The following is a 21,420-nucleotide window of genomic DNA, read 5'->3' on the forward strand; positions in this document are numbered from 1 at the left end:
TCAGCGGCCTCCGAAGCGATAGGTGAAGTCGACGCCCGCATTGAACGGCACATTGGCCAGCCGCGCGCTCGCCGTGCGATAGGCCAGCGCCGAGAAGAAGGTCGGCGCGCGTTCGTTGGTCAGGTTGTTACCGAACACGGAGAAGGACCAGGCATCGGTCTCGATGCCGATGCGGGCGTTGACGAAGGTCACTGGCTTGTAGGTGAAGTTCTCCGACAGGTCGTAGGAGATCCGCCCGCGCCGCGACACGTCGATGCGGAACAGGCCGCGATAGGTGTCGTTGAAATCGGGACGATATTCGAGCGCGACCTGCTCATTGTCCTTGTAGACGTTGGGCGCCTGGTTGCCGTCATAGGCCGGCGTCGGGGTGAACTGGCGTATCTTCGAATCGGTGATCGACAGCGATCCGGTCAGCACCAGGTCGCGCGTGATCGACAGGCTCAGGTCCGCCTCGGCCCCCTTCACCCGCGTCTTGTCGATCGAGGTGATGAAGCGCGCCGGGACCGGGACGACGATCGTCTGCTGGAACTGGGCATTGTCGAAATCGGTCCGGAACAGCGCGGCGTTGAAGGTCAGCCGGCGGTCGAGGAACTGGCTCTTGAAGCCGACTTCGTAATTGGTCGACATCTCCTTCGGATAGATGCGCTGCGCGCCAATCGCGGGCACCGTCAGATTGGCGGCGTTGAAGCCGCCCGAGCGGAAGCCCCGGCCGAAGGTCGCATAGGTCATCAGCCGCGGATTGACCTGATATTTGACGGTCGCCGAGGGCTGCCACGCCTTGAACCTGTGCTTCACGAAGCTCGTCGGATCCTGTTCGAGCGAGTCTTCGCGCTTGTCGACGTCGTAGCGCAATGCGCCGAGGAAGCTGAGGCCGTTGTCGAAGTCGAGGCTGACCTGGCCATAGGCGGCATAGGCCTCGCTCTTATAGTCCTGATAGGAGATCAGGCGCGGCGGCAGCGCCGGGACGGCGGCGGGATCGGTCAGGACGTTGACGTCGTTGTCGCCGGTGCGCTTCTGGTAGAAGGCGCCGACGATGAAGTTGAACGCGCCGTCCAGGTCCGAGGTGAAGCGCAGGTCCTGATTGAACGCCTTGTCGACGATCGGGTTGTAATTCACATATTGCGGGACGGGCGTATAGTCGAAGTCGTTGATGTTGTTGCTCTTGCCATAAGCATATTGCGACACCGACGTGATCGTGCCGATGCCGAGCTTCTGGTCGATCTTGAGCGCGGTGTTCCACAGCTTGCGCTTGGTGACGCCGAGATAGTTGAGGTTCGCCTGGTACGTATGGAAGTCCTCGATCGCGCCGGGGACGCCGACGGGGATCTGGGCGAGCATGCCCCAGCCCGAATTACCCTTGATGTAGGTGCCGAACAGGTCGATCGTCGTGTTCGGGCCGGGGGTGAAGCGGAGCTGCCCCTTGAAGGTGCCCTGATCGACATAATCGCCGGGCCGATCGAGCGTGCGGATGTGGATCAGGCCGCGGCGGTTCTGATAGGCGGCGGTGATCTTCGCGGCGAGCACGTCCTGAACGATCGGCCCCGAGACGGTGGCCGAGGCGCGATAGTCGCGCCCCTCCGCCGCCGAGAGACGGAGCGATCCGCGAAACTCGTTGTCGGGCGCGCGGGTGTTGATCAGCAGCGCGCCGGCGATCGCGCCGCGGCCGTAGAGAGCGCCCTGCGGCCCCTTGAGCAGCTCGATCGTCGAGATGTCGAGGAGGTCCTGGTTGAACAGTTCGAGGAACGGCACCTGGACGCCGTCGACCAGCAGCGAGAAAGGCGCGTCGCCGCCCTGAACCGCCGAGATGCCGCGCAGCGAGATGCTGGGGACGCCGGCGCGCAGGCCCGCCTCGAAGCGGAGGCTGGGCACCAGCTTGCTGACGTCGTCGAGATTGTTGACGCCGGCCGCCTGGATCGTCGCGGCGGTCAGCACCGACATTGCGGCCGGCGCCTCCTGCAAGCGCTGGTCGCGGCGCAGCGCGGTCACGACGATGTCGCCGGCCGCTACCGGCTCGGCATCGGCCGCCGGCATATCGCCCTGCACGGCAGCATCGGACGCGGGCGCCTGCGCCGACGCGGCCCCCGCCGGGCCCAGCACGAACGCCAGGGCCAGCCAGCCGCAGCTATGGGTCAGTCGCTTCATTCGTCCCCTCCCGAAATGGGCGCCAATCTCCGTGGCGCCTTATTGAGCTACATCGCGTCGCCGGCCGCCGGGCCTCGTCCCAAGGATGCGGCGGCCTTCCCTATCGTTGAGGTAGCAGCGTGCCCTGCCGAATGCTGACGCCTGATCCTGTGACAGTGATCGGCCCGGTGGGAAACCGGTTTCGGGCGGCGATGGCGGGAGAGCGCGACGGGCCGGCCGCGGCCGCGGCCATGGGTCACACGACTATGTCAGTCCGCCATCCGGGCGTCCACGACGAAGCAGACGGGGTACGGCCCCGCGTCGAGCAGGATCGCGCCGATCCGCAAGTGCCGCCGCAGCTGCCGACTGGAGAGGCGCGAGCGGCGGCGCCACCGCCGCCGCATGCGTCTCTCTTTTCCGATCGCCGCCACGTTGAACGGTGTGTGGCCCGCGCCGGTGCTGGGCGGCAGCGACAAAATCGAAGCACTTTCGGTGCTCTATGCCAACATCCCGGAAAATTGCGGGCCTGGATCACCCTATCGCGCGTTCGATGGCATCCAATGTTGCGAGAATATCAGCTCTACTGTGGCCCGTCCGCTCCATCAGTGCATTTTCGAACATCTCCAGCGCGGGCGCTATCTCGCGGAAGGCCTGCTTGCCACGTGCCGTCAGCCATAGAAACTCCTCACGCCGATTGGCCATGTTGGTTTCACGGCGCAGCCAGCGGCGCTGCTCGAGTGCGCGGACGGCACGGCTGACCTTGGTTTTGTGCATCGCTGAATAGAGGCCGATTTCGCGCGCGCCCTACGCTGCCCGCCGATGGCTCGCCTGCACCGCCGAAACCGCAGCCTTTCAGAAATTTCCCATCGTTCTCGCCGCTTCGCGCAAGGCAAATTTCTGGACCTTGCCGGTAGCGGTTTTCGGAATGGTTCCGAAAACGAAATGCTTGGGGACCTTGTAACCGGCAAGGTGCTCACGACAGAAGGCCTGCAGGAGGTCAGCCTCCGCCGTCTGGCCCGCGCGTATTTCGATGAAGGCGCAGGGCACCTCTCCCCAGCGTTCGTTCGGTGCCGCGACCACTGCCGCCAAGCTCACGGCCGGATGCCGATGCAAAACCTCCTCGACCTCGACCGACGATATATTCTCGCCGCCGGAGATGATCACATCCTTGGATCGGTCGGTAATGCGGGCATATCCGTCGGGCTCGACGACGGCGAGGTCGCCGGTGTGAAACCAGCCACCGGCGAAAGCGGCTTCCGTCGCCCCCGGGTTCTTCAGATAACCGCTCATCGTAATGTTGCCGCGGAACATGATCTCGCCCACCGTCTCGCCGTCGGCGGGCACGGGCTCCATCGTCTCGGGATCGAGCACGCTCATCGCGTCCTGCAACATGCTCGCGACGCCCTGTCGCGCGTTCATCCGTGCACGGCCTTCAAGCGGCAGAGCTTCCCATTCGGGTTGCTTGACGCAGATCGACGCCGGGCCATAGACCTCTGTCAGGCCGTAGACGTGCGTAATATCGAAGCCCGCGCGCTCCGCCCCCTCGATCATCGCCGTCGGCGGGGCGGCGCCCGCCACCAGTCCTTGCACGCGCTCCTTTAGCCGCCTCTCCTGCCGCGCGGCCTCGTCTATCAGCATCGAATAGACGATCGGGGCACCACACATATGCGTGACTCCATTCCGGGCAATCAGATCCAGCACCAGCGGGGGATCCACCCTACGCAGGCAGACGTTGACGCCCGCATTGGCGGCGACCGCCCAGGGGAAACACCAGCCGTTGCAGTGGAACATCGGCAAGGTCCACAGATAGACCGGATGCGGCGGCATGCTCCATGTCACGATCTGCGACAGCGAATTGAGATAGGCGCCGCGGTGGCTGGTAACGACGCCCTTCGGATCACCGGTGGTGCCGGAGGTATAGCTGAGCGAGATCGGATCCCATTCGTTCATCGGCAATGACCAAGGCTCGGCCGGATCGCCTTCCGAGAGGAAGTTTTCATATTCGATATCACCGATGCGCTCGCCGGGCCCTGCATAGAGCGGATCGTCGATATCGACGAGCAGGGGCTTCTTGCTCAACCGGTCCACCGCGCGGGCAGTCGTCTCGCTAAATTCGCGGTCGACCAGCACGACCTGCGCTTCGCCATGGGCAAGCTGGAAGGCGATCGCCTCGGCATCGAGCCGAGTGTTGAGCGTGTTGAGCACCCCTCCGATCATCGGCACCGCGAAGTGCGCTTCGTACATTGCCGGGATATTCGGCGCGATGATCGCGACCGTGTCCCCCCGCCCTATTCCGCACCGCCGCAGCGCCGATGCGAGGCGACGGCAGCGTTCATGGGTCTCAGCCCATGTCCATTGCCTGTTCCCGTGGATGACGGCGGTGCGCTTCGCATGCACCGCAGCAGCCTTGCCCAGGAAACTCGTCGGCGACAGCGGCGCGTAATTGGCCGCGCATAGTTGCAGACCCGAATGAAAAGGCGACCCCGCCCCGAACGAAATTGGCGCGCCAGTCATCGATGATACCTCTCTCCCGAAGCCGTCCGCATCAGGGCCTTCCCCCTCGCGGTGAAAGGCCGCTCGACGTGGGCAGCGATGCCTTGGACGGCAGTTCCAGCCACCATCGCCCTGTTCGCCTCTTATAAAATGAAACGTTTCATTGCAAGATCGGGGAAGGACTGGTAGCGCGAACTCACAACGCTGCGGTCCGCAATTTTTGTCCAGTATCGTTCGACGATGGGCGGCCCGGACGTTTCCCAATAGGGTGAGGCCAAGAGGAGATGCAGATGTATCTGGACAAGTTCAACTTGGCGGGCCGCAAGGCGCTTGTGACCGGCGGTGCCCGTGGCATCGGGGCGGAAATAGCCCACGCGCTCGCCGAGGCAGGGGCCGAAGTCGTCATCGTCGATATCGACGGGGCCGGTGCAGCCTCGGCGGCGGCGGCGCTGGAGGCGGGCGGGCACGCTATTCACCATCGCAGTGCCGACCTGTCGAACGCGGACACCGTGGAAGCCCTGGCGGAGGAGATCTGTCGGACGATCGGCGTGATCGACATCCTCGTCAACAATGCCGGCATCGTCATCGTCACCGATCCGCTCGAAACATCGGAGGACGACTGGAAGCGGACGATGTCGGTCAACACCGATGCGGTCTATTACTGTGCCAAGGCGTTCGGCCGCCGCATGAAGGAAAAGGGCTCGGGGTCGATCGTCAATATCGGATCGCTCGCCGGCATGGTCGCGACCCGCCCGCAGAACCCTGTCGCCTATGCGACGAGCAAGGGCGCCGTGCACATGCTCACCAAGTCGCTGGCGGCCGCCTTTGCGCCACATGGCGTCCGGGTGAACGCTGTCGCGCCCAGCTATATCGCCTCGGCCATGATCGACCCGGAACAGGCGAGCGGCGAGTTCGCCGAATGGTATCGGGTCTGGATGGACATGACGCCGATGGCACGGCTGGGAAAACCGGAAGAAGTTGCCTCCGCGGTGCTGTTCCTCGCTAGCGACGCCGCCAGTTTCTGTACCGGTGCGATCCTGCCGGTCGACGGCGGCTATGGATCAATCTGAGCCGACGACCCGCTATTTCGCGGACGTCCTGCCCTTGGATCGTACGGGCGATGCGGATGGCGGCGCCCCGATCGAGGCTCGTTCGATGAAATGGGTCGGGACGATCACGTGCCGCGCCGCCGCCATGCTGTCCCCGCCGATCCGATCCAGCAGCAGGTTGGCGGCGATCCGGCCGACATTCGCGTAGTCCCAGTCGATCATCGCGATCGGCGGCGAATAGAGCTCGGCCAGTTCCGAATTGCCCGATCCGATCACCGATACGTCGCGGGGCACTTCCAGCCCGCTGGCCCGGATGGCGCGCAACACGCCCGACAGCATGTCCATGCCGCCCGCGACGATGGCCGATGGCGGATCGGGCCGCTGCATCATCTCGGTCACGATGTCGTAGGCCGCGTCGGACAGGAAGCTCCTGGCGATCACCAGGTCCTCCTCCGGCATGAGGCCGCGATCCGCATGGGCCTCCTGGAAGCCGCGCAGGCGCTCACGCGCCGGATAGAGCCGCTGATCGCCGGTGATCAGCGCGATCCGCCGATGCCCCAGGTCCAGCAGGCGCTTCACCGCCTGATACATGCCGTCGCGATGGTCGATCATCACGGCGTCGAGCCATGACGCCTCGTTACGATCGAGCAGGACCACCGGCACGTTCAGGCCCGACAGGAACTCCCGGAACTCGCCCGAAATCGGCGAATAGGGGCCCATGATCACCCCGTCGACGCGGCGGCGCGACAGGTTGGCGAGCAGCGCGCGCTCGCGATCCTCCCTGCCCTCGCTGTTCGAGATCAGCAGCGAGATGCCTGCGGTTGCGAGCGTATCATGCGCCGCCCTGACGAAATCGGTCAGCAAGGGGATCGTCATGTCGCGCAGGATACAGCCGATGGTGTTGGTCGACCCCATCCGCATGCTCTGGGCGATCGCATCGGGTGCATAGCCGATCTGCGCTATCGCCTGCTGCACCTTCTCGCGGGTCGCGGCCCGGACGGATGCATCATTGTTGACGACTTTGGACGCGGTACCGACGGACACGTTGGCGAGGGCTGCGACATCCCGGATGGTCGGTCTGGACTGCCTCTTTGGCACCGCGTCGTCGCCCCCAATGCCCTACCGAGGCGCGCCGCCCCCCATGTCCAGAAGCTCCGGCCGCTGCACGAGCGAATATCCGTCTCCGTTCCGGGCAATATGGCCAAATCCGGGGAAATGCAAATGCGCGCCCGCAACGACAAGCCCCTCCGCGATCACCTTCTCGATGATGATGCGGCGCGACGCAGCGGCATCCTCGGGGGTCCAGTCGAACAGGACCGTGACATCCGGAAAGGGCAGTTGCACCTCCTGCACATGGACGGTGTCGCCCCAGGCGAGGACGGCGCCCGGGCCCGATCCGATCTGATAGGCGGTGTGGCCCGGCGTGTGGCCGTGGCACGGGACGGCGACGATGCCGGGCAGGATCTCCCCATCGGTGAAGGTGCGGACGCGGCCAGCCTCGATATAGGGCGTAAGTTGACGTCGCCCCATCTCGAAATAGCGGCGCCGCGCCCGTTCGTCCGCGACCGACATCTCGGCGTCGTCGAACCAGTGGCTCAGCTCCTTTTCGTGGAGCAGTATCTCCGCGTTGGGGAAGAGACGCGCATTCGTCTGGAGGTCGATCAGACCGTTACTATGGTCAGGATGGACATGGGTCAGCATGATCGCCTCGACGTCGGCCGGGTCGATACCGGCCGAGGCGAGGCTCTCGAACAGGCGGCCACAGGTCGGCCCCATCGTGTCGCCCGATCCGGTGTCGATGAGGAACAGCCTGCCGCCGCTCCGGATCGCATAGGCGTTTACCGAGGCGCGCGGCGGTCCGTCGCGGTGGCCGAGCTTCAGCAGCAGGTCGATATTCTCATCCGAGATATCCCGCAGGAATTTGAAGTCCGGATCGAGATAGCCGTCGGTCAGCGGCGTCACGACGATATCGCCGACCCTGAGGTCGAAGCTGAACGTCAGGGGCTGTATCGGGATCATGCTCGATCCTCCTCTCCATCGGGTCGCATAGCGCATCTCCAAGCGAAATGGCGCTTCTCGTCTCCTATCGCCGGGGCAGGCCCGCCACGCCCACCCCTCTCGCAAATTGTTCGCCCGGAAGCCACCGTTCGACCTCCTGCCGCAGCGCCATCAACGCCTCCAGGTCGATGCCGGTGTCGAGGCCGAGACGCTCCAGCAGGAACGCCGTCCCTTCGGTGTCGACATTGCCCGAAGCCGACGGCGCGAAGGGACAGCCGCCGATGCCCGCCAGCGACGCATCGAAGGAGCGCACGCCGACATCGACGGCGGCAAGGATATTGGCGAGGCCCAGACCCCGCGTGTCGTGGAAATGGCAGGCGACGGGCAGCGGCGCCACCTCGTCCATCACCGCCTTCACCAGCCGGCGGACCTGCGCCGGATCGCCATAGCCCACCGTGTCGGCGACATTGATCCCGTCCGCGCCCGCCTCCGCCAGCCGCGCCGCGATCTCCACCACGCGCCGCTCGGGCACCTCGCCCTGGATGGTGCAACCAAATGCGGTCGCAATGCCCGATCCGATCCAGGCCTTCTTTCCGGGCATAGTATCGCGATGCTCGATGATCCGCCGGAACTCGTCGAGCGACTCCTCGGTCGTCCGCCGGACATTGGCGCGATTGTGCGCCTCGCTCGCCGACATCACGAAATAGAGCGACGTCAGCCCGGCCTCCAGCGCGAGCTGCGCGCCTTTGAGATTGGGAACCAGCGCCGCCGGGCGGCATCCCTCGATCAGGATCGCGCGCCGCGCCACATCGGCCGCATCGGCAAATTGCGGGGCGAGCTTCGGCGACACGAACGAGGTCACCTCGATGTCGACCAGGCCGGCGGCCACCTCCCGCCGGCACCATTCCAGCTTCTGCTCTGTCGACAGGATCGTCGCGGTCATCTGCAGCCCGTCGCGGGGGCCGACCTCACGGAGCTGGACGGTTTCGCTCATCCCACAGACTCCATCTCACAGGCCCCGAAAGGCCGGCCGGCGCTTCTCGTTGAAGGCCAGCACGCCCTCGCGTCGATCTTCGGTCGGGACGCAGCGATTATAGGCTTCGATCTCGAAGGCGAGACCATCCCAGATCGACATCTGGATGCCTCGCCCCACGGCCTGCTTCGCCTGGCGTACCGCAATCGGCGCGTTGCCGGCGATCCGCCGCCCGGTCTCCATCGCCAGCGTAAGCAGTTCGCCCGCCTCGGCGATGCGGTTAACGAAGCCCCAGGCCTGCGCCTCTTCGGCCGAGAAGGGCTGGCCCGTCAGGATCACTTCCTTCGCGCGACGTTCGCCGATTGCGCGGGCGAGGTTCTGGGTTCCCCCGGCACCGGGGATCAGGCCCAGCGTCACTTCGGTCAGCGCGAAGCGGGCATGGCGCGCCGCATAGATGAAGTCCGCAGCCGCCGCGATCTCGCAGCCGCCGGCAAAGGCCGCCCCGTTCACCGCCGCGATCACCGGCACCGGGCAGGCCAGGATGGCGCGGATCAGCCGTTCGAAGACGAGGTGCTGCGCCTGCCACTGGGCATCGCTCATGCCCTTGCGTTCCTTGAGGTCGCCGCCCGCGCAGAAGGCCTTCTCGCCCCGGCCCGTCAGGACGATGCAGCGCGCCGCCCCGGGGATGAGCGAGAAGCGCTCGAAGACCTCGAGCAGTTCGCGGCCCATTACCGTATTGGTGGCGTTAGCGGCTTCGGGACGATCGAGCGTGACGAGCAGCAGCCCGTCATCATGCTCTTCGACGGCAATCGCCTCATAGGTCATCCGACTGCTCCCCCGTCGGTCGAAAGGAGCCGGTCATGCTCCCCCAGCCCTGGCGCGGGGGCAGTCGCGCGGGGGCGCACGCCATCGAAACTGATCGGTATCCCCGCCAGGTCGAGCGTGTCGCCATCGCACGTGCCGAGCATGCCCAGCGCCAGCGTCTGCGGATGCCCGGCGACCTGGTCCACGGTCAGGAGCGGCGCGTTCGGCACCCCGGCCGCGTCCAGCAAGGTTCCGAGCTGCTGACCGCTATAACCTCTGATCGCCTCGGCGATGACGGGAACCAGCCGGTCGCGGTTGACCACCCGGCCGGCGTTTGTCGCATAGTCCGGATCGCGGGCTTCCGCCGGCAGATCGAGCGCGACCATCAGCTTCCGGAACAGATTGTCGTTGCCCGCGGCCACCATGATCCAGCTGTCGGACGTCTCGAACGCCTCGTAGGGCACGATCTCGGCGGTTCCGGAGCCGTGCGGCCGCCGCGTCTCGCCCGAAGCCGCGAAGCCGGCGAGCGGCACCGTCATCCAGGCGAGGCCCGTCTCGTAGAGCGAGGTCGAGACGCGCCGCCCCTCGCCCGACCGCTGGCGTTCGATGAGCGCGGCGAGCGTGCCGATGACGGTCCACATGCCCGAGCCCATGTCGACCAGCGAAACGCCGACCCGCACCGGCGGCCTGTCGCCGCCTTCGCCGGTCACGCTCATGATGCCGGTGCTCGCCTGGACGAGCGGGTCATATCCTGGCTTGTTACGCAGCGGGCCCGTCGCACCGAAGGCGCCGATGTCGCACCAGATCAGCGAAGGCTTCTCCTTGCGCAGGCGCTCACAGGTGAGGTCGAAGCGCTCGAGGATGCCCGGCCGCAGATTCTGGATGACCACATCCGCTTCAGCGAGGATGAAGTCGGTCAGGCGCGCGACGTCCTGCTGGTCGGTGAAATCGATGCCGATCCCTTCCTTGCCGCGGTTCAGCGAATGGAAGGAACTCGACGTATCGCCCCAGAAGGGCGGGCCCCATCCGCGTGCATAATCCCCGCCCTTCGGGTTCTCCACCTTGACGACGCGCGCGCCGAGGTCGGCGAGGATGAGTCCCGCATAAGGCGCCGCCACGCTGTGGCCGAGCTCGACCACGGTCACGTCCCGAAGCGGCTTCGTACCGTCCGTCATGCCGCGATCACCATCATGCCCGAAAGCGGCCGGCGCCGACCGACGGCGTCGGGCGTCCGGATGATCCCGGCTAGTGTAACCGTAAGGTCGCGTGGCGCCCCGATCATGACGACTCCTGTAATTTCCGTGCAGGCGCGGATCGCGCCATCATGTTGAAACGTTTCATATTTTGGGCAAGAATCGGAGTGCGGCCATACCGCGCTACGCCTCGGCCCGGATAACGTTGCGGAGCGTCCCGATGGCTTCGATTTCCACCTCGCAGACATCGCCATCCTTCATCCACAAAGGAGGCTTGCGGGCGAGGCCGACACCCGACGGGGTGCCGGTCGCGATGACGTCGCCGGGCTGTAGTTCCACCGCTTCGCTGAGCGTCGCGATCAGCCGCGGCACACCGAAGATCAGTTCGGCGGTCGACGAGGACTGGACCTCCTCGCCATTCAGGCGCGTGCGGATCGCCAGACCCGACGCCCCCGCCGGAAGCGCGTCCGCCGTCACCAGTGCCGGACCGAGCGATCCGGAGCGATCGAAATTCTTGCCGATCGTCCATTGCGGGGTGCGCAGCTGATAGTCGCGGATGCTGCCGTCGTTGAAACAACTATAGCCCGCGACGTGGTCCAGCGCGTCGCCGATGGCGATGTGCCGCCCGGGCTTGCCGATGACGACCGCCAGCTCGGCTTCGAAGTCGAGATGGGATGAGACCCTGGGAAGGATGATCGGCGCCTCCGGGCCGACGATCGACGACCCGAAGCGCGAGAATATCGTCGGCTGCTCGGGGATCGCCTGTCCGGTTTCCCTGGCATGATCGGCATAGTTGAGGCCGATGCAGAAGATCCTGCCCGGATTGAACGGCAACAGCCATTCCACCGCCGACGGGTCGATCCGGGCGCCCTGCTTGCGCAGCACTTCCCCGGCATCGCGCAGCGCCGCTTCCCCGCCCCGGAGCAGCCGGTCGATCGCGCCGGGAAAAGCGGCATCGCCCTCGGCCAGGCCGAGATACTCGCCCTGCACGTCCAGCGCGACACCGACACCGCCCGCCGCCCGATAGGAAAGGAACTTCATGACCTGCTATTCCTCTTGGCCTGACAGTGACCGGCCCTTGCCATCGGCACGGTCAAGTCGCCCCTGTCACGAACCGTCACGGTCGACCCGCGCACCGATATCAGCGCCGTCAGGCGGCCCTTTCACTCATATTCGGGACGGCGCCTCATGTCGGTGCCGAACAGAGCGACTTCGAGTTGGACCGTGTCGAGATACTCGATGATCTCGGCATAGCCGTCGCCTTCGACGCGGAAATAATAGCCGTAATAGGGCTGCTCATAGACGCCGTAGATGCCCTCGCCCTTGCCCGCCGCGCGCAGGAAGGCCTGATCGCCGTCGACCAGGACATGCGAGAACTCGATCGTCGGCCGCTCCTTGTAATTCGCCAACAGCGGCGCGAGGCGGTTGAACACATCCTCGCGGTTGAAGAACACGCCCGATGCCGGGGTCTTGCCGATCATGATGAAACGGCCGTCCGGGTTGAGCTTGCCGTAGACGTTCTCGTAGGTTTGCGCCTTCACATTATCGATGAAGAACTGGACCAGTTCTCGCGTCTTCTCTTCCGACATCAGCCTGCTTCCTCTCTTCTCTCTCTCGCGGGGCGATCCTGTGTTTAAAGCCTTCATATCCATGGATATCGAGCTTGAAATCCCGTGTCAATGAAACGTTTCATTTTTAGAACTGAGCACGGCCGCCGTCGACGAACAACTCGGTGCCGTTGATGTAGCTGGCGTCGTCGGAGGCGAGGAACAGCGCCGCTTTCGCGACCTCCTCGGGCTCACCGACGCGGCCCAGCGGCACCACGCTCGCCATATGGTCGAGCAGGGCCTGGCGTTGTGCCTCGTCCGGCCCCGCCAGCCCGAGCAGCGCATCGGTGCGGATCGGTCCGGGGCTCAGCACGTTGACACGGATATGGCGTTCCCTCAGGTCCAATATCCAGCTTCGCGCGAAGTTGCGGACCGCGGCCTTGCTCGCGCCGTAGACGCTGAAGGCGGCATTGCCCATGCTGCCCGCTGTCGAGCCGACCAGGATGATCGAAGCGCCGTCCGCCAGGACGGGCAGCGCCGCCTGAACCGTGAAGAACACACCCTTCACATTGGCGTCGAACAGGTCGTCGAACTGCGCTTCGGTGACGTGCGGAAAAGGTATCAGTTCGCCGCCGCCGGCATTGACGAACAGGATGTCGATCGCTTCCCTCTCCGCCTTCACGGTGGCGAAAAGCCGCGCCAGATCGCCGACCTTCGCCGAGTCCGCCCGGACGGCGGTGACGCCCTTGCCGATCCGCGCGACGGCGGCATCCAGCGGGCCTTGGCGGCGTCCCGTTATGAAGACATGCGCGCCTTCGTCGACGAAGCTCCTGGCCGTCGCGAACCCGATGCCGGCGCTGCCGCCGGTGACGACCGCGACCTTGCCTTGCAACCGTCCCATGCGCCTAGCTTTCCAGACCCAGAATCCGGCCCATGTCGGCCATGTCGTGGATCTCGATCACCGCCGGGGTGGTACCGTCCCATGCCGCGTTGAGCGCCTCGATCCGCTCGAAAGCCGGCATCAGAGCAGGATGCCGGACCTCGCTGATCTCGAACTGCGGAAAGCCGCCGCCAGGTGCGGAGAAATAGGCGAAGCGGAACGGCGTTCCCTTCATCCGGCCTTCATGGACCAGCTTGAGCCCGTTACCAGTCAGATGCGCATAGGCAGCGTCATACTCCTCGGGCGAGGCGAATTGGGGGGAGACATGCTGCATGCCCTCCTGCCCCGCCGCAAGATAGTCGAGATAACCGCTCGGCGCGTCGTTGAGCTGCTGGATCAGTTCGAACTGCAGCGCCCCCGAATAGCCGAGCGCCAGGTCGACGACCGGCGGCTTCGCGATCGAGCCGCCATAACGGTAATCGTCCTCCAACTCGACATTCCGAAACACCACGAACGGACCGATCCCGGTCAGTTCAGTCCAATGGCGCATTGCCGCGTCGATGTCGCGAACGATCACCCCGATCTGCCGTATCGGGCTGGCGAGCTTGTTGAGCCCCCTGACACCGTTCGGCCATGCCGGCGCGCTGCTCTCGGTCATCGATTGATCCTTCCTTTGTTGCTTTGGTCGATGCTGCCCATCATCAGAAACGCGCTCCCCCGGACAACGGCTTGCGCACAGCACCATCACGGATCGCGGCGCGTGCGCCATCCCGGATATACATATGCAGCGCCGCGATCTGTGCGTCGCTCAGTTCGGAGAAGCGCGGCATGCCGTTCGGCGCCAGCACGCCCTCGCGCAGGATCGCGGCCAGCGCATCCCGGTCGAGCGCGGCCCGCGACTCCCGCAGATCGGGTCCGGGCGCCCCCGCCGACTTCAGTCCCCCGCCATGGCAGGTGACGCATTCATTGCCGTAGATCGCGGCCCCCTCGGCCGCTGCGGCGGGGTCGATCACCAGCGCGGGATCGTCGACGGCATGGAGAGTCCGGTCGGGCGGGGGCGTCGATGGCAGCTCCGCCCGTCCGTCGAGTGTGAAGGTCAGCAGTCGCCGCGGTTGCCGGCCGTATTTCCAGCCGCGGTCGACGAGGTCGGGCCACAGGGTGGTCGCACCGCCGTAGCCGACCAGGATCGAGATATATTGGCGCCCCGCGACGGCATAGCTCATCGGTGCGGCGACAATGCCCAGCCCGGTGGCGAAGCTCCACAGCCTGCGCCCGTCGCGCGCATCATAGGCCGCGAAACGGCCATCGGCATCGCCTTGGAACACCAGTCCGCCGGCGGTCGCCATCGTGCCGCCGTTCCAGAGCGAGGGATGCTGCACCTTCCAGCGCATCTTCCCCGCCTGCGGGTCCCATGCCACGAGCGCGCCCTTGCCGTCTTCGGGGTCTTTCATCAGCGGGCTGATGGTGACGCCGCCCAGCGGCAGCTCCTTGCCATCGGTCCCCTTCACGCGCTGCGCCGAATAGCGGGCGCCCAGCTGCATATAGGGGATGTAAACGAGGCCCGTCTTGGGACTGTAGGACATCGCTTGCCAGTTATGCGCGCCGTAGGGGCTCGGCCACAGATCGGACGGTCCCTTCTCATAGCGTATGCCTGGACGTTCGACCGGCCGTCCCGTCTTCAGGTCGATATGCGATGCCCAGGTCACCTTGCCGAGTTTCCCGGCCGACAGCAACTTTCCGCTTTCCCGGTCCAGCACGTAGAAGAAGCCGTTGGTCGGCGCCTGCATCAGTACCTTGCGCCGCCGGCCGTCGATCCTCAGCTCGGTTGCGATCATGTTCGCGGTGGCCTTGTAATCCCACGCCTCGCGCGGATTGGCCTGATAATGCCAGACATAGCGGCCGCTGTCGGCATCGAGCGCGACGATCGACGCCAGGAACAAATTGTCGCCGCCGCCCGGACTGCGCACCGCCGGATCATATGGGCCGGCATTCCCGACGCCGATATAGAGACGGTTCAACTCGGGATCATAGGTCATGCTGTCCCAGACCGTCCCGCCGCCGCCGCTGGTCTTCCAGTGGTCCGCGCTCCACGTCCGCGCCGCCATCCTCATCGCGGGGTCGTCGCCATCCTCGGCCGGATCGCCCGGAACGGTGTGGAAGCGCCAGAGCCGCCTGCCGGTTTCGGCATCATAAGCAGAGACATAGCCCCGCGCATTGCGGTCGGCCCCGCCATTGCCGATGACGATCTTGCCGCCGAACGCGCGCGGGGCGCCGGTGATCGTCTGCCGCGATCCTGCGGTCACCGTCGCGACGCTCCAGACCAGGCGTCCCGTCCTGCCGTCGAGCGCGATCAGCCGGCCGTCGATCGTGCCGACATAGACCTTCCCCGCCCACCAGGCGACGCCGCGATTGACGGGGAAGATGAGCCGCTGGTGATCGGGCATGTGCCGGTGGATCTCGGGATCATGGGACCACAGAAGTTTTCCCGAAGCGCCGTCGACCGCATAGACCTTCGACGTGCTGCCGGTGAAATAGAGAATTCCGTCGACCGCGAGCGGCGTCGCCTCCAGCGTCTGCTCACCGGGAAGGTCAAGCGACCAGGCCAGCCCCAGCCGCGCGACGGTCGCGGTATCGATCCGGTCGAGCGTCGAATAGGCGCCCTCGTCATAGCCGCCATGATGGCTGGCCCAGTCGGCTCCGGGATAGCCCCCCGACGCCTCCCGACATCCGGCAAGAAGCAGCAGCGACAGGAGCAGACCGGCGCTCGCGGACTCTCGTGCCTTCAGGGGTCGGCATCGTGCCATCGTCACCGTCCGACCCCGTGCTCACATGCTCAGTGGTGATAGGACAGGGTGATGCCGAAGGTCCTCGGCGGCGCCTGTATCTGGGTGTCGCCGATCGGCGCGCGGTTCGGCGACTGCAGGATGAAATAGCGGTCGTCGAACAGGTTCCGGCCCCACAGCTTCACCTCGACCGACTTGTCGTTGGATAGCCAGGACAGGCTGGAATTGACCAGCGTGTAGGACGGCTGCTCCAGCCGGTTGTCCGGCGCGGCGAAGAAGCCGCCATTATGCTGGACACCCACATTCGCAGCGAAATCGCCTACCTCGGTCGGCACCGTATACTGCGCCGAGACATTGCCAACGAACTCTGGCGTCTGGACGGTGTCCTTGCCCTTCAGATTGATCGGGCCGCCCACCGGGTTGCCGTTGGTGTCATAGGACTGGAAACCCGGATAGTCGGTGTAATGGCCCTCCATCAGCGATAGGCCGCCGCTGATCTTCAGCCGGCTGGTCGCCTTATAGTCGAGGCTCGCCTCGAAGCCCTTGATCCGGGCGCCGGCAGCATTGGCGATGATGTCGCCGCCGATGCTCGGGATCGACACCTGCTGGTCCTTGTAGTGGTAGAAGAAACCACCAAGGTTGAGGCGGACCGAGCGGTCGAACAGCTCGGTCTTCAAGCCGAATTCGAGGGCGTTGAGCTCTTCCGGACGGAAGGAGTTGCCGGGCGCGAGCAGATTGAACCCGCCGCTCTTGAAACCGGTATTGTATGAGACATAGCCCAGAATGTCGGGCGAGAATTTATAGTCCAGCGCGACGCGGTAGGTCGCCTTCTTCGCGTCCTGGCTATCGCGCAGCGCGAAACTCGGCAAGCGGAAGACCTGCTTGTCGGTGGTGTACCGGATACCGCCGGTCAGGTTGAGGTTATCGACCAGCTCGAGCGTCGCTTGACCGAAGGCCGCGTAGGATTCACTCTTCTGCTCATCATAGTCGATGAGCGTCGCGCCGCCCGCCAGCAGGTCTTTGAAGCCGCCGGTGGCGTTGTAATAGAAGGCGCCGACGATCCAGTTGAACTTGCCGCTCGACCGGTTCTGCAGGCGTAGCTCCTGCGAGAAGCTATGGAAGCGAGTCTGCCAGGTCAGGTCGATCGCGGCGACCGACGACTGGTCCTGATCGAGCGCATTCCTGTTCCGAAGCTCGCGGTAGGCGGTGATGCTGGTCAGTGCCAGCGACCCGATCTCCTGATCGATCTTCATGGAGACGCCGCCTGTCTTCAGACGGGTGAAATTGGGCAGGCCGACATTGCTGTTATATTCGCCGGGATAGCCGATCGGCGCGGCCGCGCCGGGCAGCGGCGAGACCGATCCCTGCGGCCGCTGATAGCTGTTGGTGTTGCCGAGCCGGGCATAGTCGGCGGACAGGCGGATGACCGTGTTGGTCGGTAGTTCGATCAGCCACTTGTTGCGCAGCGAGATATTGTGCCGGGCCTGCTGGTTGACATAGTCGCCCGTGCACAGGTTGCGACCATAGCCCTTGCCCTGATTTTCGTAGAGCGCCGACAACGAGGCGGAGACGTTCTCGCCAAGACCGCCGCTGACATAGCCCGATGCCCCGACGAAATCATAATTGCCGTAGGTGCCCGAAAGATCGAGCTTCAGATCCTTGCCGGGGTCGAGCGTCTGGATCTGGATGACGCCGCCCGTCGCATTGCGGCCGAACAAGGTACCCTGCGGGCCGTTGAGCACGTCGATCTGCTTGGTCCCCGCCAGCGAGAACACATTGCCCTGCGGATTGGCGATGTAGACGTCGTCGACATAGACGGCCACCGGAGATTCGGAGGTGGGACCGAACAGCTGTGAACCGACCCCGCGGATATAGGCGTTGGCCGCGCTCAGCTGACTGGTGAAGACCAGCCCCGGAACCGCCTGTGACAGGTCGGAGGTGCTCGACACGCCCTGCTGGTTGAGCGCGGAAGCGGACAGTGAGGTGACCGCGACCGGCACGTCCTGCAGCCGCTGGCTGCGGTGTTGCGCGGTGACTACGATCTCCTCGAGCTGGCCTTCGGCGGCGTTGCCGTCCGCATCGCCGGCGGAGGACGAGGTAGCGACCTGAGCCTGGACGGCTCCCGCCATCAGCGCGACCATGCACGCCAGCACCGAGCCGCGAACCAGCATAGCAACCGCTCGAGGAGCCCGGCAGGTCATCGTCTGTTCATCGGCGATCGGCGGCTCCCGGTCGGCCTTGTCATATGCACGCATGGTCATCCTCCCCTTTTTCCCGAATAGCCGTCTTTGACGAGCCGACCATCGATCTCGTCCGTCTCGACTGCGCGGCCTCTCAAAATGAAACGTTTCATAATTTCTCTGCCAATATGGTTTCGGCTTGTAAAGTGGCTTATTCCCGCCGGTGTGAAGCCGACGCATTCCCCGCAGGAAAATCCTGCGAAAACATCGGGGCGACCTCGCGCCGGAGGACCTTGCCCGACGCATTGTGGGGGAGTTCGCGGACGATCCGGATCTTGTCGGGCACCTTGAACGCCGGCAGCCGTGCCGCGCAATGCGCCGTCACATCGGCTTCGTCCAGTGCGGTGCCCGGCGCCACGACGATGGCCGCTGCCACCCGCTGCCCCCGATTTGGATCGGGGAGGCCGACGACCGCCACCTGAGCGACCTGTTCGAGCTCGCTCAAAACCTGTTCGACCTCGGCAGGGTATACCGCATTGCCGTCGGACCGGATCAGGTCGCCAATTCGGCCGAGCACATGAACATAGCCGTCAGCGTCGATGCGGGCATAGTCGCCGGTGCGGTACCAGCCGTCCGGCGTGATCGCCTTCGCAGTCAGCTCCGGCTCCTTCCAGTAGGACATCATCATGCACGGGGCGAGCCCCTGCACCTCGCCGGCCTCGCCGCGCGGCACCACCCGTCCCTCCGGATCGAGCAGGCGGATCTGCGCGCCCTCGACCAGCTTGCCCGCCGAACCAGGCGGCGGCAGGGTCGGAAGGCCCGGATCATGCGTGACGAACGGCCAGCATTCGCTCGCCCCGTAGGAATCGAGCACCGGCGTGCCGGTGATCCTCCGCCACTCATCGAACACCGCCTCGTTGCGCGCTTCACCGCCGGAGATGCAGCAGCGCAACCGGAAGCCACCCACAAGTCGCCGCTGGCGCCAGGCATTGACGATCTTCACATACATGGTCGTCGCGCCGAAGAAGAAGCTCACCCCCTGCCCGACCATCGCGTCGAGCGCATCGTGGGCGGAGAAGCGGCGCAGCAGGTGGATGCGGGCACCGCGCGTGGTTGCCGTCACCGACAGGATGATGAGGCCCGCCAGCCACGACAGCGGCATCGCCACCAGTATCACGTCGCTGGACGTTACCCGCCATATCGCCGCGCAGGCGTCGGTGCCGCGCGCGATCGTCCCGTGCGAATGCGCGACCGGCTTCGGCCGGCCGGTCGTCCCCGACGTATAGCCGATGACGCCGAGCGCATCGGGATCGACCAGCGGAAGATCACCGGTGGAGGGCTGGATGTCGGCCAGCGACTCGATACCCGGCGTGAGATCGAAGATCAGCGTCGGCGCGGCACTGCGTTCGACCGCAGCGACGGCGCCCGCCCGATAAGCTCTCTCCGCGAACAGGAAGATCGGCTCGGCATTGCCGAGCGCATAGTCGAGTTCGTCCGGGCCGAAGGAGGCATGCGCCACCGCCATGACGCCGCCCGCGCGCCAGACCGCAAAGCAGAGGATCAGGAACTCCGCCGAATTCTCACCGAGGATCATGACGCTGCGGCCCGGCGCCAGCCCCGCCGCGATCAGCCTCCGGGCGAGACGGTCGGTCCTTCGATCGACCTCGGACCAGCGCAGTTCGCGGCCGCCGTCCACGATCGCCACCTCGTCGGGAAGGGACGCTGCTGCGCGCCGCAGATAATCGCTCGTCAGCTCAACCACGCCCGGCCCCCTTCATCGCCGCCAACGCCCGTTCGTCCTTCGTCGCCTCGGCCGCCTGCACGCGCCGGCCTGCCAGCCATAGCGACAGGCAGGCGATCGGAACCGCCAGCAGGCCGGCCATCACCCCCGTCGCCAGGCTGCCGGTGGCCGAGGAGACCTTGCCGACCAGATAGGGGCCGAGCGCCGCGCCCAGCAGGGTGCTGACCAGGAAATAGGTCACCGAAGCCGTGCCCCGCATCCGTGGCTGGACGAGCTCCTGGATCGTCGCAGCACCGGCCGCCATCCACATGATCCCTACGAACACGACCGGGACGTTGAGCAGGAAGAACAGCCAGGGGCTCCCAGTCATGCACATGCCGATCACAAAGGGTACCGGGATCACCGCCGATGCCAGGCCGACGTAGGTCCGCCCGGCGGGAAAGCGGCGGAGCATCAGATCCGACAGCCGTCCGCCGAGGAACACCCCAGCCATCCCGCAGACGGCCGCGGTGATGCCCAGCACCATGCCGACCGTCGCCTTGTCGACCGGCAGCGAGCGCAGCGCCAGCGGCGCGGTCCAAAAACCCATGTTCAGGGTAAGCATTGAAGCGAAACCGAAGCCGATCATCGTATGGACGAAGGCCGGCGTCCGCCAGGTCAGCGCGAAGGTCGCCGGATCGCGCCGCCGCAGCATCTGCGCTGACGAGAAGGCCGCATAGCAACCGATGCCGAGCGCGATCCACTGCAACCGATCGCCGGTCGCACCGATCAGCCACCCGGCACACAATGCCGTGAGCATCGCCGCCGCGACATTTGCCACCAGCATCGCCTTGCCGCTGCGCGCCGCCTGATAGAAGGTGAAGGGCGGCAGGACGCTCGCAACATCGTCGAGGAAGCGCGGCCAGATGTTGCGCTCCTCCGCTGGCTGGGTTCCGTCCGACAGCCCCCGGCGCGGCTCACGCAACGAGGATACCAGGGCCGCGACGGCCAGACCGGGAAGGCCGACAATGAAGAAAGCGACCTGCCATCCCTGAAGGCCGAAGGGGCCATCATCGCCAAAGGATGCCGCCCAATGGAAAAGCACCAGCCCGCCGATCGCGAAGGCCAATCCCTGGCCGAGGTAGAAGCCCGCACTGTAGATGCCCAGCGCGGTGCCGCGGCGCCCGCGCGAGAACCAGTCGGACAGCAGCGAATAGGCGGAGGGATTTACCGCCGCTTCACCGATGCCGACGCCGATGCGCGCGGTAATCAACTGGCCGACATTCGCCACCACCCCGCACGCCATGGTCATCACCGACCAGATGCCGATGCAGATCGACAGAAGGCGAATGCGCTTCCAGCGATCGGCGAGGCGACCGAGCGGATAGCCGAACAATGCGTAGAATACGCCGAAGGCGGTGCCGTGCAGGAAGCCGAGTTCGGCATCAGTCAGCGCGAAGCGCGCCTTGAGGTCCTCGGCCAGGATCGACAGGATCGTCCGATCCATCCAGCTCAGCGTATAGACCCCCATGAGGACCACGAGGACGTACCAAGCATAGGGGCTGTCGACCGCCGGGGTTTCCGCGACGCCCTCCGCTGCGTGCGGCCGCTCCGCAATGGGAAGCGCGCCGGCCGTCCTTGATCCCGTCATCCCGCTTCCTTTCCGGTCGCCGGCCCGT

17 protein-coding genes are annotated in these 21,420 nt (G+C 65.5%); 1 reads left to right on the forward strand and 16 read right to left on the reverse strand.

The window, feature by feature from the left end; genetic code table 11:
• The 3 genes from B5X82_RS19745 to B5X82_RS19755 form a co-directional block, all read right to left on the reverse strand.
• Positions 1-2,142: a TonB-dependent receptor gene (locus B5X82_RS19745; protein ID WP_079649891.1), complete on the reverse strand. Its 2,142-nt coding sequence runs from the start codon at positions 2,140-2,142 to the stop codon at positions 1-3.
• A gap of 510 nt (positions 2,143-2,652) precedes the next feature.
• A complete protein-coding gene (locus B5X82_RS19750; protein WP_268878254.1) occupies positions 2,653-2,913 on the reverse strand; it encodes a helix-turn-helix domain-containing protein in 261 nt (86 codons plus the stop codon).
• Positions 2,914-2,973: 60 nt separating this feature from the next.
• Positions 2,974-4,635, reverse strand: a complete 1,662-nt coding sequence (locus tag B5X82_RS19755) for an acyl-CoA synthetase (protein WP_079649892.1) — start codon at positions 4,633-4,635, stop codon at positions 2,974-2,976.
• 269 nt (positions 4,636-4,904) lie between these two features.
• Here B5X82_RS19755 and B5X82_RS19760 point away from each other — a divergent pair, with 269 nt between their 5' ends.
• Positions 4,905-5,684 carry an SDR family NAD(P)-dependent oxidoreductase gene (locus B5X82_RS19760; protein WP_079649893.1) on the forward strand — a complete coding sequence of 260 codons (780 nt, stop codon included), beginning with the start codon at positions 4,905-4,907 and terminating at the stop codon, positions 5,682-5,684.
• 12 nt (positions 5,685-5,696) lie between these two features.
• Here B5X82_RS19760 and B5X82_RS19765 read toward each other — a convergent pair whose 3' ends face one another.
• The 13 genes from B5X82_RS19765 to B5X82_RS19825 all read right to left on the reverse strand — a co-directional run bounded on the left by B5X82_RS19765 (position 5,697) and on the right by B5X82_RS19825 (position 21,392).
• On the reverse strand, positions 5,697-6,761 hold the full coding sequence (locus tag B5X82_RS19765) for a LacI family DNA-binding transcriptional regulator (protein ID WP_079649894.1): 1,065 nt from the start codon (positions 6,759-6,761) through the stop codon (positions 5,697-5,699).
• 21 nt (positions 6,762-6,782) lie between these two features.
• Positions 6,783-7,682 carry an MBL fold metallo-hydrolase gene (locus B5X82_RS19770; RefSeq protein ID WP_079649895.1) on the reverse strand — a complete coding sequence of 300 codons (900 nt, stop codon included), beginning with the start codon at positions 7,680-7,682 and terminating at the stop codon, positions 6,783-6,785.
• Between the two features lie 64 nt (positions 7,683-7,746).
• Positions 7,747-8,655, reverse strand: a complete 909-nt coding sequence (locus B5X82_RS19775; RefSeq protein ID WP_079649896.1) for a hydroxymethylglutaryl-CoA lyase — start codon at positions 8,653-8,655, stop codon at positions 7,747-7,749.
• A 15-nt stretch (positions 8,656-8,670) separates the two neighbouring features.
• A complete protein-coding gene (locus B5X82_RS19780; protein WP_079649897.1) occupies positions 8,671-9,459 on the reverse strand; it encodes an enoyl-CoA hydratase-related protein in 789 nt (262 codons plus the stop codon).
• Positions 9,456-10,613, reverse strand: coding sequence for a CaiB/BaiF CoA transferase family protein (locus tag B5X82_RS19785; protein ID WP_079649898.1), 1,158 nt, complete (start codon positions 10,611-10,613; stop codon positions 9,456-9,458). Before B5X82_RS19785 ends, B5X82_RS19780 begins: the two co-directional genes overlap by 4 nt.
• A 201-nt stretch (positions 10,614-10,814) precedes the next feature.
• A complete protein-coding gene (locus tag B5X82_RS19790) occupies positions 10,815-11,672 on the reverse strand; it encodes a fumarylacetoacetate hydrolase family protein (protein ID WP_079649899.1) in 858 nt (285 codons plus the stop codon).
• 122 nt (positions 11,673-11,794) lie between these two features.
• Positions 11,795-12,220, reverse strand: a complete 426-nt coding sequence (locus tag B5X82_RS19795; RefSeq protein ID WP_079649900.1) for a hypothetical protein — start codon at positions 12,218-12,220, stop codon at positions 11,795-11,797.
• A 106-nt stretch (positions 12,221-12,326) separates the two neighbouring features.
• Positions 12,327-13,079, reverse strand: a complete 753-nt coding sequence (locus tag B5X82_RS19800; RefSeq protein ID WP_079649901.1) for an SDR family oxidoreductase — start codon at positions 13,077-13,079, stop codon at positions 12,327-12,329.
• A gap of 4 nt (positions 13,080-13,083) precedes the next feature.
• Positions 13,084-13,716, reverse strand: coding sequence for a VOC family protein (locus B5X82_RS19805; RefSeq protein ID WP_176152631.1), 633 nt, complete (start codon positions 13,714-13,716; stop codon positions 13,084-13,086).
• A 43-nt stretch (positions 13,717-13,759) separates the two neighbouring features.
• Entirely contained in the window at positions 13,760-15,862 is a 2,103-nt protein-coding gene (locus B5X82_RS19810; RefSeq protein ID WP_079649903.1) for a PQQ-dependent dehydrogenase, methanol/ethanol family, read from the reverse strand.
• Positions 15,863-15,891: 29 nt separating this feature from the next.
• On the reverse strand, positions 15,892-18,102 hold the full coding sequence (locus tag B5X82_RS19815; protein ID WP_176152632.1) for a TonB-dependent receptor: 2,211 nt from the start codon (positions 18,100-18,102) through the stop codon (positions 15,892-15,894).
• Between the two features lie 130 nt (positions 18,103-18,232).
• On the reverse strand, positions 18,233-19,783 hold the full coding sequence (locus B5X82_RS19820) for a class I adenylate-forming enzyme family protein (protein ID WP_079649905.1): 1,551 nt from the start codon (positions 19,781-19,783) through the stop codon (positions 18,233-18,235).
• On the reverse strand, positions 19,776-21,392 hold the full coding sequence (locus B5X82_RS19825) for a spinster family MFS transporter (protein ID WP_079649906.1): 1,617 nt from the start codon (positions 21,390-21,392) through the stop codon (positions 19,776-19,778). Before B5X82_RS19825 ends, B5X82_RS19820 begins: the two co-directional genes overlap by 8 nt.
• Between the last annotated feature and the right edge of the window lie 28 nt (positions 21,393-21,420).

Source organism: Rhizorhabdus histidinilytica (assembly GCF_900167915.1).
In the GTDB taxonomy this organism is placed as follows: domain Bacteria; phylum Pseudomonadota; class Alphaproteobacteria; order Sphingomonadales; family Sphingomonadaceae; genus Rhizorhabdus; species Rhizorhabdus histidinilytica.

Excerpts from the sequence above, each read along its gene's own strand:
- B5X82_RS19745 (WP_079649891.1), bottom strand. The coding sequence starts at position 2,142 with ATGAAGCGACTGACCCATAGCTGCGGCTGGCTGGCCCTGGCGTTCGTG.
- B5X82_RS19755 (WP_079649892.1), bottom strand. The coding sequence starts at position 4,635 with ATGACTGGCGCGCCAATTTCGTTCGGGGCGGGGTCGCCTTTTCATTCG.
- B5X82_RS19760 (WP_079649893.1), top strand. The coding sequence starts at position 4,905 with ATGTATCTGGACAAGTTCAACTTGGCGGGCCGCAAGGCGCTTGTGACC.
- B5X82_RS19770 (WP_079649895.1), bottom strand. The coding sequence starts at position 7,682 with ATGATCCCGATACAGCCCCTGACGTTCAGCTTCGACCTCAGGGTCGGC.
- B5X82_RS19775 (WP_079649896.1), bottom strand. The coding sequence starts at position 8,655 with ATGAGCGAAACCGTCCAGCTCCGTGAGGTCGGCCCCCGCGACGGGCTG.
- B5X82_RS19780 (WP_079649897.1), bottom strand. The coding sequence starts at position 9,459 with ATGACCTATGAGGCGATTGCCGTCGAAGAGCATGATGACGGGCTGCTG.
- B5X82_RS19785 (WP_079649898.1), bottom strand. The coding sequence starts at position 10,613 with ATGACGGACGGTACGAAGCCGCTTCGGGACGTGACCGTGGTCGAGCTC.
- B5X82_RS19790 (WP_079649899.1), bottom strand. The coding sequence starts at position 11,672 with ATGAAGTTCCTTTCCTATCGGGCGGCGGGCGGTGTCGGTGTCGCGCTG.
- B5X82_RS19795 (WP_079649900.1), bottom strand. The coding sequence starts at position 12,220 with ATGTCGGAAGAGAAGACGCGAGAACTGGTCCAGTTCTTCATCGATAAT.
- B5X82_RS19800 (WP_079649901.1), bottom strand. The coding sequence starts at position 13,079 with ATGGGACGGTTGCAAGGCAAGGTCGCGGTCGTCACCGGCGGCAGCGCC.
- B5X82_RS19805 (WP_176152631.1), bottom strand. The coding sequence starts at position 13,716 with ATGACCGAGAGCAGCGCGCCGGCATGGCCGAACGGTGTCAGGGGGCTC.
- B5X82_RS19810 (WP_079649903.1), bottom strand. The coding sequence starts at position 15,862 with ATGGCACGATGCCGACCCCTGAAGGCACGAGAGTCCGCGAGCGCCGGT.
- B5X82_RS19815 (WP_176152632.1), bottom strand. The coding sequence starts at position 18,102 with ATGACCATGCGTGCATATGACAAGGCCGACCGGGAGCCGCCGATCGCC.
- B5X82_RS19825 (WP_079649906.1), bottom strand. The coding sequence starts at position 21,392 with ATGACGGGATCAAGGACGGCCGGCGCGCTTCCCATTGCGGAGCGGCCG.